This window comes from Arthrobacter sp. TJ-58 (assembly GCF_058269295.1).
The window spans coordinates 358,523-372,835 of the sequence record NZ_JBZCNM010000003.1; the positions used below are offsets into that span (position 1 = coordinate 358,523).

At 67.4% G+C, this 14,313-nt stretch carries 5 protein-coding genes; all 5 read left to right on the plus strand.

Features of this window, described 5'->3' with window-relative positions; translation table 11 throughout:
- Window positions 1–38 precede the first annotated feature (38 nt).
- On the plus strand, window positions 39–2,657 hold the full coding sequence (locus AC4D2W_RS12065; protein WP_490927141.1) for a helix-turn-helix transcriptional regulator: 2,619 nt from the start codon (window positions 39–41) through the stop codon (window positions 2,655–2,657).
- Window positions 2,658–2,691: 34 nt separating this feature from the next.
- Complete coding sequence (locus AC4D2W_RS12070) at window positions 2,692–5,397, plus strand: helix-turn-helix transcriptional regulator (RefSeq protein WP_490927142.1); 2,706 nt, start codon at window positions 2,692–2,694, stop codon at window positions 5,395–5,397.
- Between the two features lie 199 nt (window positions 5,398–5,596).
- Window positions 5,597–8,341 (plus strand): AAA family ATPase, encoded by a 2,745-nt coding sequence (locus AC4D2W_RS12075; RefSeq protein ID WP_490927143.1) that lies wholly within the window; start codon window positions 5,597–5,599, stop codon window positions 8,339–8,341.
- Window positions 8,342–8,584: 243 nt separating this feature from the next.
- Window positions 8,585–11,461, plus strand: a complete 2,877-nt coding sequence (locus AC4D2W_RS12080) for a helix-turn-helix transcriptional regulator (RefSeq protein ID WP_490927144.1) — start codon at window positions 8,585–8,587, stop codon at window positions 11,459–11,461.
- A complete protein-coding gene (locus tag AC4D2W_RS12085) occupies window positions 11,458–14,262 on the plus strand; it encodes an AAA family ATPase (RefSeq protein WP_490927146.1) in 2,805 nt (934 codons plus the stop codon). Before AC4D2W_RS12080 ends, AC4D2W_RS12085 begins: the two co-directional genes overlap by 4 nt.
- Window positions 14,263–14,313: the final 51 nt, after the last annotated feature.

Sequence of the window (14,313 nt, forward strand, 5' to 3'; positions counted from 1 at the left end):
GTAGAGCATTCGACGGCCGGGGGGCGTGGAGCTACAAGATGTTCAATGTGCAAAGTGACGGCAGATCCGGTTATCTCATCGGCAGGGAGAATTCCCTGGCGGAACTGGCGGACGCGCTGGATTCCGGCAGCGGCGCCGTCGTCGTGGGCGCCTTTGGCCTGGGGAAGACCACCCTTGTCCGCGCGGCGGCAGGACCGGAATTCCATGCGGTGGCCATTCGCGGAAGCGTCGTGTCCCAGCGGACTTCGTTCGGTGCCCTCGCCTCGCTGATTTCAGGCCTGTCCGTGGGACTGGCCGCCCGCCCCGCCCAGCTCCTGCAGGATTTGGAGCAGCTTTTGCTCGACCAGGCGGACGGGAAGCGGCTGCTGCTGCTGGTGGACCGGGCGGAGCACCTCGATCACCTGACCGCAATGGTGGTCTCCCAATTGGTTCGGCGCTCCTCGGCTCTTGTCCTGGCTTCTGCCGAATCGCTGTACGGCGCCGCCCCGGAGTTTCTTGCGCTATGGACTGAAGGCCTGCTCCACCGAATAGACCTTGCTCCCTACACCCGCGCGCAGACCGGGGAGCTGATGGAGAGCATTCTCGGAGGCAGCGTTTCATCGCTTGCCGCGCACGCGGTGCACGTTTATTCCGGCGGAAACCCGTACTACACCAGGCTGCTCACCCGCGAACAGGCAGCGGAAGGCAACCTCATTGAGCGGGACGGAGTATGGGTCCTGGTCAAGCCGCTGCAGTTTTCTGCGCAGGTGGCGGAGGTGGTGGCGGTCCGGCTGAAGCGGCGTCCCCCGGCTGAGCGCTCATTGATCCAGCTCCTGGCGCTCTGCGAGGAGCTTCCGCTGGACACAGCGCTCCAGCTGATTCCCGCAGAAACCGTTGACGCGCTGGAAGAGGAACGCCTGACCTGCGTTTCTCCTGCGGGAAACATCCGTCTTGCTCCGGGAAGTTCAACGGCAGCCATCGCCGGAAGCATAGCGCCGGGCAGGAGCCGGGAACTCTGGGAAGAAGTTGCTGCGATTGTTGACCCCGCAAGACTTGGGCCCGCAGCCCTGGCCGGCTTTGCCTGCTGGACGCTGGGGTGCTCCGGAACAATGGATCCGGAGACCGCAGAGCGGGCGGCGGGAATGGCCGTCGCCGCCGGAAATACGGACCTGGCCCTGCGCTATGTCTCTTCCGTAGCCCCGGACCGGCGTACCCCCGGGATGCTGCTGCAGGAAGTGCGGGCGCTCTTCGCCTCCAGTGACAACCACGGAGCCCTGCGTGTGCTGGAACAGCTGAGCGAAACGGATGGCTTCCGGGATGAGGACCGCCGGGCCGAGCTGCTGCAGTACAAGATTGGGCTGCTGAGGGGGCTTCCCAACGCCGGGGACCCGCACGAGGCGCTGGAAAAGGCGCAGGCCGCTCTTGACGCAGACCGCCCCGGAGCCCATAGCCGCACGAGGGAGGCAGCGCTGGTTCTGGCGCGCGGTGCACTTGCCGTGGACTCCGGCCGCTTGGGGGACGTGCCGGAAGAACTGGCCGCCATGGGAACGGATTTGCTGCTTCCGCCTGCTCTTCGGGCCAGGGCCATGGCCCTGCAGGCTCAGTTCCTGGCTTTGTCCGGCCGGGGGGATGACGCAGTGGACCTCATGGAGTCGGGACCTGTTGGTTTCGCCCTCACCTTGCCGCGCACTGTTTCCGTTGCCGTCCATGCGCGAATGGTTCTGGCGCTGGTTGCCGCCGGAGAGTATGCCCGAGCCCTTGACCTGGTGGCACGGACCTGGGGTGCGGACGACGAAGGAACCGTTCCGGGGGGCATCGACGAAGCGGCCGCCGGTCTGGTGCATACGCTGGCGGGACGTGCAGACCGTGCACGCTCGGTGCTGGTACCTTTCGCCGCCCAGCTGCGGATGAGCGATCCGGGGGATCTGCTGCCTCTGACCCGGACGTTAACAGCGTACGTACAGTTGCTGTTGGGCTCTCCGGCGGAGGCCGGGAAGCTTGCCGCGGACATCCCGGAGTACCGGTATCTTCCGTTGGCCCACCTGCAGTTCCTTGACCGGCTGCTGCGGCTGCAGGCGGAACTGGCCGCAGACCCACAGCTGCTGGGACGTGAACTGCGTGTCCTGGCGGCCAGCTGCCGGGAGCAGGGACTGGTGATGCCGGCCCTTGAATGCCTGGCGGCAGCAGCACGCCACGGGGACCCTGAGGCAGCAGGTGAGCTGGCCGCCACCGGAACAGGTGCCAGCGGGAAGTGGGCTCGGGCACTGTGTTGCTTTGGCGCAGGACTGGACCAAAAGAACCCTGCACTGCTGGTGGAATCGGCCGAGCTGGCCTCCTCGCTGGGAAATGTCCTGATGGCCTGCACAGCTGCCGGCTCCGCACTCCGCCTCCTGAACGGCCGGACCGATACCGAAGGCCGCACCCAGGCCAAGGCCGCCCGAAGCATTGAACACCTCAGCTTTCGTGAACTCTGCGACGCCAACACCATCCCCGTCCTGATGGAGTCACTGACACCGTTTGAAGCAGATTTAGCCCGGCTGGCCGCAGGTCCGGCAACCCGAACAGAAATTGGCGGTGAATTGAACCTGTCTCCCCGTACGATCGACTGGCACCTGGGTAAGATCTTCGACAAGCTGCATGTTTCGGGGCGCTCCGAGCTCAGCGAAGTCCTGGCTTAGGCGAAACAGGACAGGACGGTCAGGGGGGAGGCTGATGAAACAGGAGTTTGGCGAGCGGCCGCTGGTGGGCAGAGAGGCAGTTCTCGATGCCGTGATGGCCAGCATCCTGCGCCCCGGCGGTTACGGCGCGGTGGTGGTGGCCGACGCCGGCATGGGCAAAAGTGCTCTGGCGTCAGCGGTTGCCGCAAAGGTGAACGGCCGCTTCCCCGTGCACCGCATCCACACAAGTTCATCCCTGGCGCAGGTTCCCTTCGGTTCGCTGGCACCCCTGATCTCAGACCTGGCTCCGGGGGACGCTGATTCCCCTTTTGCCGTGATGCGCTCACTGCTGCACCGTTTGTTCCCGGACGGGAACGAGCCGGGCCCTTTGGGCGCACCGCTGCTGATAGTCGACGACGCCGACTGCCTGGACGAGGCCGGAGCGGACCTTTTGGTACAGCTTGTTGCCGCTTCCCGTATTCGTCTCCTGCTCCTGGCCCGGCGGATTGCCGACATCCCCGCCGCGGCGTCCAACCTGGTCTGGGAGGGGTCACTTTCCCGGCATGAATTGTTTCCGCTGACCGAAGACCAGGTCCACGAACTCTGCGTCCAGGTACTGGGCGGTCCGGTGCTGACCAGCACCAGCAGTGATTTGGCCCGGGTCAGCGGCGGAAACCCCATGCTCGTGCTGGCGTTGCTGTCCGAAACCGTCCGGGTGGACAGCCTCGTGTTCCGGCACGGTGTCTGGCTGCTGCATGAACAGATGCATCCGCCGGAGGGGCGGCTTGGTGATCTGCTCCGCGCGCAGCTCTGGGGGTTGACCGAAGAGGAACGCGACGCGCTGGAAATTATTGCTCTGGCAGAACCGCTGCCCGCGGCCGCGGCCTTTGAGCTCGGCCTGCACCGCGCGGTGGACTCCCTGACCGAAGCCAAACTGGTGACCATCTCCGCGGAGCCGGCCAGACTGCTGCGGCCTCTGCACCCTTTGTACGGCGACGTGGTCCGCCAACTGGTGCCCGCCGCCCGCAGCGCCCGCCTGCGCCGTCGGCTGCTCACCGTCTCCGCTCCGATTCGGGAGAGCTCCGACAACCTGCTGCGGCTGGTGACCTGGTCCCTGGACTGCGGCGCGGACGTGCCGGACTCCGCCCTCGTGGCCGCCGCCTACCGCGCGAACAACCACTTTGACAGTGCCGCCGCGCTGCGTTTGGCCACGGCCGTCAAGGGCCCGAAACAGACGATGGCTGCCAGAGTGCAGGCCGCCCGTGCCTGGCTTCAGGACGGGAACCTTGAGATGGCCCATGAACTGGTCAGTGGGGTAACTGATGCCGCCGCTGACCTGACCACCCTTAAAATGGCGGTGCTCATCAGGGTGGAACTGGCCCGCCGGAACCGAAGCGGCAGGGGTGGTCTCCCTGGCGTCTCTGCGGACTGGCTGGCCGGCGTGGAGCGTATTGAGGCCGCTGCCGGGGGAAACCCCGGCGAGGAACTGATCGCGGATATCGTTTCCTCGCGGCGCGGCGGACGCCTGCTGGCTCTGGTCGGCATGGTCAGCGCAGGTAGTTTTCGCCCTGCGGAGGAGGAACTGCATTCCATTCTCGAGGACGCGCGGCAGGCCGGCGATGATGAAGCCACGCTCATCGCCGGAACGCTGCTGGCCGAGATCATGGCGGAAACGGGCCGTGCCCGGAGTGCCTACAGGATTTCGCTTGAGGCATTGCAGATCCTTGACGCCGGCGGACAGCGGTTTCTCTCCTACTACCAGTTTGTCCTCCAGCGCCATCTGACCGCGCTCCTGTGGCTGGGGGAGTGGGAAGAGGTCCAGGCCATTGCGCAGCGCGGCATCGCCGGGGTTTTTGGCGGAATTGTGCATGTGGCCGGCGCCGTGGAGTTCTCCCTTGCCGTGATGCATCTGCGAAAGAATGACAACGCCGCGGGACTCACCCACCTCCTGGCTGCCGTCGAGGGGCTGCGTGCGAGTGACTCGGAGGGACTCTTTGAACTCGCCCTGGCACTGGCCGCCCTGATAGCCGCGATGGAAGGGCAGATGCCCGCGGCGGAGGAACTGCTGGCCGACGGCGCTGGGCCGTCTTCCCGGGGACCCGCCAGCTACCGCGTGCTGTCAAACGGGTACCGGGCGGCTGCCCGGTCGTTGATCCTGATGGAACGGGAACCCTCGAAAACACTCCGGGAAGTTGCAGACCAGGCGGAGGAAGCGGGTTTTATGGCCGTGGAACTGGAGCTGCGGTACCTGGCCGTATCCCTCGGGGACCTGGACGGACTGAACCGGCTGCTGAAGATCACCGAGGAATTCGAGGGTCCGCAGGCGCCAATACTGAACCGTTTTGCCCGGGCAGTCCTGGATGAGGACGTGGATGAGCTGCTCAGCTGCGGCTCCACCAGTGACCCGGAATGGGAGCGGCTGGCCCAGCAATGCGCAGAGGAAGCGCTCCGGCTGGCAAAGGCAGGCGGAGACCGTGCACTGCTCCAGCGGGTCCAGCGGACCCTCGGCAAGCAGGACATCGGGCTGCCCGCCGGCCGGAATTCCAGTACGGGACTGCCTGTGCTCACCCGCCGGGAGCGTGACGTCGCCTCACTCGTAATGCAGGGCTACCGCAATGCTGAGATTGCCGAGCGGCTCTTCCTCTCGGTGCGCACGGTCGAAGGACACATCTACCGGACCTTCGAAAAGCTGGGCATCAGCAAGCGGGAAGAACTGAAACAGGAGCTTCTGGGAAGCGGGCAGCCCGGGAAAAACCAGTAGCCTGCCAGTTGCGCAACAGTAGGTCCACGCAGTGTCCTCCGGTACATCCGGGTACTCCTTACGCGTGTCCGGCGAATTGCCGGGAGCATAAGGTGGGGATGCTTCCCGCGCCGCTGACGGTCCGGGAGATGTTAGGTCTCGCCGAACACCCGGCTGAGAACCGCCAGCCGGGTCACACGCTGCCATATTGAGGTCCCCGATGAGCACTCTCCAGCATTCAGGTCCGTCCCGCGAGTCCCTGGTTTCAAATATTCGAATAAAACCCACCCCGGCCCCTGCCCGGGTTCCAGTTCGCGGCCCGTCCGGGCAGCCGCGGCGGGAGGACCCGAGGGATGCCGCACGCGCGGCCGTTCTTACTGCACTCGACGGATCCGGCGCGGTCATCCTTGGCCCGGCCGGAATCGGCAAAACCACCCTCGCGAGGGAAGTTGTGGGGCTCTGCGGGCATGCATTTACCGTGCATCTTCGCGGCAGCAGCCTCTCTGCGCGGACTCCGTACGGCGCCCTGGCCTGGCTGCTGAGCGACCTGCCGCCCGAGGAGCTGGCTAATCCGGTCCTCGTGCTGCGGGCGCTGGAGTCACTGCTGATCCGCGACGCAGCGGGCCGGCGGATCATCATTGTCATTGACAACGCCGAGATGGTCGATGACCTGACGGTTCTCGTCACGGCGGAACTCTGCCGCCGCGGAACCGCTGTGCTCCTGCTGGTCTGCGGGGACCTGATCCGGTGCCACCGCGAATATGTCCGGCTGTGGACCGACGGTGCCCTTCGGCGGGTGGATCTGAGTGCACTGGATGTGCACCGGACAGGAGAGCTGCTCGCTGCCGCGGCCGGGGCGCCCCTCACCGCCCTGGCCCAAGAGATGCTCTGGCAGCACAGCCGAGGAAATCCGCTGTTGGCCCTGCTTCTTTGCCGCGACCACCTTGCCACCAAGTCGCTCGTTCGACGCCGCGGTTACTGGACCTGGGCCGGCCCGCTCATCCATTCCGGTGAACTGCCGGAACGGGTGGAGTCGCTGCTTCGCCGGTTCACGGAGGAGGAACGGCGGGCCGTGGAGATCCTGGCGCTTTGCCGGGAGCTGCCGCTGGAGGTTCTGCTCTCCTTGGTGCCGGCCCGCATTGTGGACGCCCTGGAAGAAGGAACACTGATCACCATCAACGGCGGCCGCGGCCAGCCGGTCCGCCTCGCCTGGAATCTCCAGCCGGGAACCATCGCAGCCCGGATTCCCTACGGCCGCAGCCGGGATCTTTGGTCGGAGGTCTCCCTGGTCGCCGCTCCGCACGGGCTGAACGGAGCGGCTGCTGCCGGTCTGGCGGCGTGGTCGCTGTCCGTTGGCCTCGCCCTGGACCCCGGCGTGGCGCTGGCAGCGGCGCACTGGTCCAATGAGATCGGAGACACGGAGGAGGCCCTGCGGTTCTCGCGGGCCGGGGCGTCCCCGCGGCCGCTGCCCCTGATCCTGGAGGAAGCCACCGCCCTGCGCGCCGCCGGAAACCATGCCGGGGCTCACCGGGTCCTCGCTGCCGCGGAGCCGGACGGCGACGGCGCCCCGGAGGAGCTGCAGTTACGGCTGCTGGGGGCCCGTGCCCTGGCCGCAGCCCGTATCCACGGACGCCCGGAGGACCCGTGGCCCCTGCTGGAGCAGGCCGAACGGCTGCTGCCCGAGGACACCGGCGCCAGTCCCGGACCCAGGGTGGAGGCAACGCTGGCACGGGCGGAGCTTCTGTCCCTGGACAACAGGCTTCATCAGTTGCCGGCATCCCTGGCCGATGATCTGGAGGATCCCGCCGTTACTCCCGCCTCACGGCTGTGGGCAGCAATCCGGCTGGCGGAGCAGCATACTGCTGCCGGCCGTTTCGCCGAGGCCATGGAACTGGTGACGCTGGTCCGGTCCAGACTGGCAGCAGGCCTGGAAGCGGACGCGCGGAGCCGCGAGCTTTTCTTCCACCATCTTTTCTTCCTGTTGATTCGCTGCGGGGAATTGGGCGAAGCCCTGGAGCTCACCGATGCGGCTGCCGACCCGGGCGGCAGATCCGGGCTCCGCACCTCCGCCGGAACGGAACTGCCCACCGGACTGGTGCACGCCTATGCCGGCCGGGGAGATGCTGCCCTGGAGTTCCTGACGCCGGCGCTGGCGCAGCTGGAATCCTCCGATCCGGATGAAATGCTTCCCCTGGCGTTCGCAGCCGCAGCGTACTGCGGCGAATTGAAGCGGCAGACGGGAAAGGCCCCGGAGGTGGAGTTTCCGCCGGAACCCCGGTACCGGGCAGATCCTCCCGTGGATGCCGCTGTCAGATATTTCCGGATCCTGTCGGGTCTGTCAGGTTCGGCGGGGGAACCGGACACGAAGGCGGAGGAACTGCGCATGTCCGCCGTGCAGGCACTGGCCGAGGAGAACGTGCCCGACGCGCTCCTGAGCTACGCCGCTGCCGCCCTGCTGGGGTCAGAGCCGGCGGCGTCGGCACTTGCTGCGGCAGCCGCCGACGCCACGGGCACCCTGGCCACCGGGCTGCACGAGCTGGCAGCCGGGTTGCTGAACAATGACATCCCGGCCCTGATCGAAGCCAGCGGAACAGCCCGAAGGCAGCAGAACACCCGGCTTGTCCACGGAGCGGCCTGCGCAGCCGGCGCACTGGGAGCAGCCGGCGGCACCAGCCGCGCCCTGCTGCGGCGGGCGCGGCATCTGGAATATGAATCCTTCCGTGACCTCTCGCCGGCCAACAGTGTTCAGCTCAGGCTCGCCCAGCTGGGGGATATGGAGCGTGAGCTGGCCCTGCGGGCAGCTGCCGGGGAAACCAGCGCAGCTCTCGGCCGGCGATTCCACCTGTCGGCGCGGACGGTGGACTGGCACCTGGGCCGGGTATTTGCACACCTGCACGTTTCCGGCCGCAGCGACTTGCGCGCCATCCTCGGCACGCCGGAAGAAAGCGCCGGAAGCGGCACATAGCGCCGTCGGGCCAGCGGCCTCGGCCGAACGGCACTACTGAGCAATTTCCCGGCCGGGTACTCAAGAACCAAGTGGTTCCGGTTCGTGCGTGTACCCGAATCTAAGTAGTGGCTCTGCTCGACTGGTACACGGTACTCGTGTTCGCACTCTGTTCTGCTCCTACTCTGGCGGCAGGTATAGAACATGATCTGTGTTGCTGACCTTGGGGCAGGGCACAGATCACCGGCAGAAACGGGTCTCACCGTGCAGAACAGCAGTACACCGTCCCATGTCCTACGTCAGCCCGCTTCCCGCCCGGAGTTCCTGGGCGCCGCCTCCTCCCTGCCCGGAATCCCGGGACCGGACGCGGCAGCACGGGAAGAATCCGCGCCGCCACTGTTCGTGGGCCGCAGGGCAGTCACCCGGACCATCCTCGACCGGCTGACCTCCGGCGGCGGCGCCGGCTGCATCCTGGTGGGGGAGGCCGGAAGCGGGAAGACCGCCCTCATCCACCACGTACTGCGGCAGTGCGGGCCGGATACCTATGTGGTCCACGTCCGGGGCTCGGCGTTCTCCGGGCGTACTCCCTTCGGCGCGCTGACGTTCCTTCTGTCGGACCTTGATCCGGACGTTTCATCGCATCCGGTCCTGATCCTGCGCGGACTCACCCGCCTGATCCAGGAACGCGCCCACGGCCGAACTGTTCTGCTCGCAGTGGACAACGCCGAAGAACTCGATGAATTCTCCGCCATGGCACTGAGCCAAATGGTGCTGAGCCGTACCGCCGGCCTGCTGGCCTGCTTCCGTGATTTCAGCCGGGCACCGGCGGAATTCGCCGGTCTCTGGCGTGAGGGCATCCTGTCCCGCGTGGATCTGGAACCGCTGAATCTTCCCGAAACGGCAGAACTGCTGTCAGCTCAGCTGGGCGGCCCCGTCTCCGGGTCCGCAGTGGCCAACCTGCACCGCCATACCGGCGGAAACCCGCATCTGCTGGCGCTGGGCTGCGCCGATTACCGGGAGTCCGGCAGGCTTCGCAGCAGCGGAAAGGTTTGGGTCCTGCAGCCGCGGATACCCGTAGCCGCCGGGCGCGTCACGGACACCGTGCTGGCCCGGCTGGACGAGCTGACGGACCGGCAGCTGGTGTTGGTGCGGACCATTGCCCTGGCCGGTTCGCTGCCGCTGGCCACTGCCGTGCATGACGTGGAGCCCGGGGAAGTGGACACCCTGCAGGAGCAGGGAATCCTCTCCGTTGAACAGCACGGCGTTCCGCACGTCATGATCCGTGACCAGGTGCTGGCCGGCGCCGTCTGCCTTTCCCTGAGCGAGAGCACCCGAAAGAGTCTCCTGAACCGGTTGCGGGAGGCGGTTCCGGCCGCGGGGCGTGCCGATGAATCCTCCAATGCGCAGGACGACGCCGGAATCGACCGGGTTACGTCGGTTGTGGACCCGTCCCGGCTGGCCAAGTGGCAGCTGGACAGCGGTGAGGTGCTGGATACCGCCACCGCCGTCGTCGCAGCCCGGGCGGCCAATGCGGCCGGAAACCCCGCGGCCGCGGTCCGTTTCCTCACCAGCAGCAAGGGGTATGCGAAGAACCCGGAAGCAGTTTTGGAGCTGGTGACCGCCCGGATGACAGCGGGGGAGTACGGGGCGGCTCTTTCCGCCCTGGGCACCTACCGGGCCAGGGGCCAGCAGCCCGATCCGCTGGAGGAAGCGCGGCTGCTGATCGCCGAGAACAGGGTGCTGTGCATGGCAGCCACCGGCGCGCTCGCCGGTGACGGTCCCGCCGGAATGCTGCCGCCGGGCGCCGCCAAGAAACATGAAGAGCTGCTGACCAAGGCCGAGCAGCTGGCGGCAGAGCTGGCCGCCGACGGCTCCGTCGCCCGCACCGACGTCGCCGCCTTGAACCGGCAGCTGATCCTGGCCCGTGCAGAGTGCAATTCCACCCACGGCAGGTTCCTCGAAAACGCCGTGTTCCTGACGCCGCTGCAGGCGGACTCCTCCGGCCAGGACAAGGAGTTCCGTGTCCTGATCGGCTCCTGGCTCTGCGAGGCGCTGGGCATGACCGACCGGCAGGATGAGGCGGTGGAGCTGACCCAGGAAATGGCACGCCTGCTCGAGGACCCCGACGTCGGCCGCGACTGCCGCACCCGGGCCCTGGCCCGGATCATCCACGTCCATTTCGCCATCGGTGCGTTGAGCAGCGCGCGCAGCGTGCTGGAGCAGCAGATCCGCCACGGCAGCCAGACGCTGCTGCCCGGGATGTTCAGCGAACTGGCCGGCGGACTGCTGCACGCCTACGCCGGAAATCCCGGGCCGGCGCTTCGCTGCCTGGTGCCTTCCGTCGCCCAGCTGCGGCTGAGCGGACCGGAATCCATGCTCCCCATGGCGGCAGCGGCAGCGGCGTATTGCCTTGCCCTGCAAAAGGACAGGGAGGGTGCGGAGGCGCATCTGCAGCTCCGCTCCAAAGCGGCCGACGGCGGTCCCTGGACCATGCGCCGGGCGGCCCGACATTTCGCCGCCCTGGCCGAGGCAGCCCTGGGCGCACCCCAGGCCGCCCGCCGCTTCGTTGACCTGTCCGCCCATGACCACCGCCGGGGTGCGTACTCCTATGAGCTGCTTTCGCTGCTGAGCGCAGTCCGGCTGGGTGACATGGAGAACCTTGACCGCGTTCTGAGCGTAGCCGCCCACCAGCAGGGCAGCTTCGCCCGGATGTGCGAAACGTATGCCAAGGGGGTGGGAAGTTATGACGCCCAGCTGCTGATCCAGTCCGGTGAGCAGGGGGAAGCGGCCGGGCATGTCCTGTTTGCCAAGGAAGCCTCCGAACGGGCACTGGCGGTGGCCTCCGGCGCCGGCGACCGCGCCACGGTCCGGTTTATTCACCGCAGCCGGCGCGGAGCCGAAGTCCAGCCGGCCGAGGGAACCGATGTGGCGGACGAGTACTTGGGCGCCCTGACCTTCCGGGAACGTTCCATCGCGCGCATGGCTGCTGCTGGAACCAGCAACAAAGCCATTGCCGCTGAGCTGAACATTTCGGTGCGGACCGTGGAGGGGCACCTGTACCAGGTCTATTCCAAGCTCCATGTAGGGAGCCGGCGGGAGCTGGCCAAAGTCATTGCGGACAAGTCAGGGGCACGCAAATGACCGGCGCACATCCCGCAGCCAACGCCGTCCGGGCCGCCCTGTTTGGCCGGGACCGGGAAGCGCAGGAGGCTACGTCGCGGCTGCTTGAACCGGGCATGCGCGGAGTGGTCATCGTGGGAGAGGGAGGCATGGGGAAATCGGCGCTTGCGGACCACGTCCTGGAGCGCCTGGACGGAATTGTCACGCCGTCCTTCATCCACGGCAGCCCCGTCCTGTCCCGCATGCCCTACGGCGTGCTCTCGCCGTACCTGGAAGACGCCGGTCCCGAGGACATGGACTCGACCCTTGCCGTGCTCCGGACCATCCGCCGCCACTTCCGCCGGATCAGCGAGACGGGCAGCCCCCAGCCGCTGCTGGTCATCGATGACGCTCACTACCTGGATGAAGCCAGTTGCCATGTGCTGACACAGCTGGCCATGTCCGGGGAACTGCGGCTGCTGGTGCTGACCCGGCCGCGGGCCCTGAGCATCCACGAACTGCTTTCCCTGGCGCGTGACGGGCTGCTGGCGCGCATCGATCTGGGCGCGCTGTCCCCGGATGCGGTCCACGAAGTCTGCCGGGGAGTCTTGGGCGGACCTCTGCTGCGGGCCTCCAGCGCCTTGCTGGCGCGGGCATCCGGCGGCAACCCGCTGTACCTGAAAGCCCTGCTGTCACAGTCACGCAAACTGGGAGTGCTCGCCGAAGGCAACGGAGCGTGGTTCCTGCGCGGCGAACCGAACGGACTGGTCACCGGTGTGGTGGACCAGGTCAAGGGACACCTCAGCGGCAGGACCGCAGAGGAACGGGACACCCTGGAAACCCTGGCACTGGCCCAGCCGCTGCCCCGCTCCGTCCTGATTGCCGTCTGCGGGCCGGCCCCGGTGCATGCCCTCCTTGCCGAAGGGGTCCTGTCCATAGTGCCCGGCCCCTCCGAATCGCTGTCACTGGCCCGGCCCCTGCACGCGGACGCCATCCGGTTCCTGGTTCCGGCTGTCCGCAGTGCAGCCATCCGCGCCAGGGTTTTGTCCTGCCTGGACGCCGGAGCCGGGCCTGATCTCACTCATCCGTCCGAGAAGCAGGCCTGGCTGCGCCGCCTCGAGTGGGCGCTGGACTGCGGGGATGCCGTCGCGGAGGAGGAACTCCTGCAGGCGGCCCGGGCAGCGAACGACGACGGCCGGTCGTCTTTGGCTGCCCGCCTTGCGTCGGCAGTCCAAGAGGGCCCGCATCTGCTGCCGGCCCGGGTGGAAATAGCAGCCGCGCAGGTGGAAATGGGCGAGTATGCCCACGCACGGGACCTGCTCGGGGAAATCCTGGAACCCGGGCAGGCAACGCCGGTTCCGGATGAGGAGACCTTGCGCCGGGCAGCACTGGCCATGTCCCTGATCTGTGTCCGGTCAGGCCGGAACGCAGGGGAATTGGAGAATCTCGCCCGGAACTGGCTGGCCGTCTCCGCTGAATTGTCAGCCCGCGGCACAGGCACGGGGGAAGGGCCGGGGGAGGGATCAGGGGAGGGACCAGCCGAACCGGCTGCCGAGGCGGCCGCGGGTGCCGAGCTGCTGCGCATCGTGGCATTGGTCGCCGCCGGGGATCACTCCTCGGCGATGGACCGGCTCGCCCCGTTCCTTCAGGGGGCCCGCCCGGAACAGGCCGGACCGGAGGCCCTGTGGCTGGTGGCGGCCCATCAACTGATGGCGGAAATCCTGACTTCCCGGGGAAAAATCAGCAGCGCGCTGGAACACTCCGGTGCCGCGCTGGAGCTGATTTCGCGGCTGGGCGGGCCGGTGCATGTGCACTGTGGTTCCGCGGTGGTGCGTCATGCGCAGGGCCTGCTTCACGGCGGCCGCTTCGCTGAGCTGGAGCGCCTTCTTGACGCCAAGCTGGACAGCACACCGGAGCAGCTCATCGCCTACGGCGGCACCATGGGTGTCTTCGAGGGAGCGGTGGAGATCCACCAGGGCCGGCTGCGTGAGGGGCTGCAGCGGCTGCACCCGGCAGTGGAAGCACTGCGGATCTCTGACCCGGAAATGCTGCTGCCCTACGCCCTCGGGCTTGCCGGTTATGCCTCCACGGTGGTGGGGGACCGGAGCCAGACCGCCCGTTACGCCAAGGAGCTGCGCAGCATTGGCTACCCGGGGCCGCGTCCGCTGTGGCTGATGGGCCAGGCCTACGCAGCCGCGGCGCTGGCTTCACCCGAACCGGACGGCAGCGTGCCGGCAGAGCTGGCGGACTTTGCCGCACAGGCGAAGGAGCAGGGTTACCTCGCAGCGGAGAAGGACATCCTGGAACTGTGCCTCGCCGTCGGCGACCTGCGTTATGCGGCACGCCTGCAGGACGTCAGCGCGGAGTTTGAAGGCGGAGAGGCGCAGGCGCTGAACGCCTACGCCCGTGCGGTTGTTTCGGGCAACCCGGATCTCATGGTGGCGGCAGCGGATGAAGCCGTGCGGCACCGCAAGTATCTGCTCGCCGTGGAAAGCATTGGCCATGCCATCCGGTTTTACGGTGTCCACGGCAACCTGCGCCGCCAGCGTGCGCTGATTCAGCAGCTGCGCCGCCGCCGGGGAGAGTTGGCCGGCGTGACGGTGTCCTACCTGAGCCCGTCGCTGCACCTGGTCCGGCTGACCCGCCGCGAGCATGAGATTGTCGATCTGCTGCTCGGCGGTGCCAGCACCAAGGATGTGGCGGCGCACTTCACCCTCTCCCAGCGGACGGTGGAGGGCCACGTCTACCGGATTTACGTCAAGCTTGGCATCAGCCGGCGCGCGGACCTGGAAGCTGCTTATCTGGCGCTGGAACCCGGTGCGAGTTCGGCGGCCGTGGAATAGCCCGGACGTCCGCATAGGTCCTGCCCCATCAGCCCCGCTGTGCCCCTGAAA

Bases quoted from the DNA above. Each gene is read 5' to 3' on its own strand.
- AC4D2W_RS12085 (WP_490927146.1), top strand. From the start codon at position 11,458: ATGACCGGCGCACATCCCGCAGCCAACGCCGTCCGGGCCGCCCTGTTT.
- AC4D2W_RS12075 (WP_490927143.1), top strand. From the start codon at position 5,597: ATGAGCACTCTCCAGCATTCAGGTCCGTCCCGCGAGTCCCTGGTTTCA.
- AC4D2W_RS12070 (WP_490927142.1), top strand. From the start codon at position 2,692: ATGAAACAGGAGTTTGGCGAGCGGCCGCTGGTGGGCAGAGAGGCAGTT.
- AC4D2W_RS12065 (WP_490927141.1), top strand. From the start codon at position 39: ATGTTCAATGTGCAAAGTGACGGCAGATCCGGTTATCTCATCGGCAGG.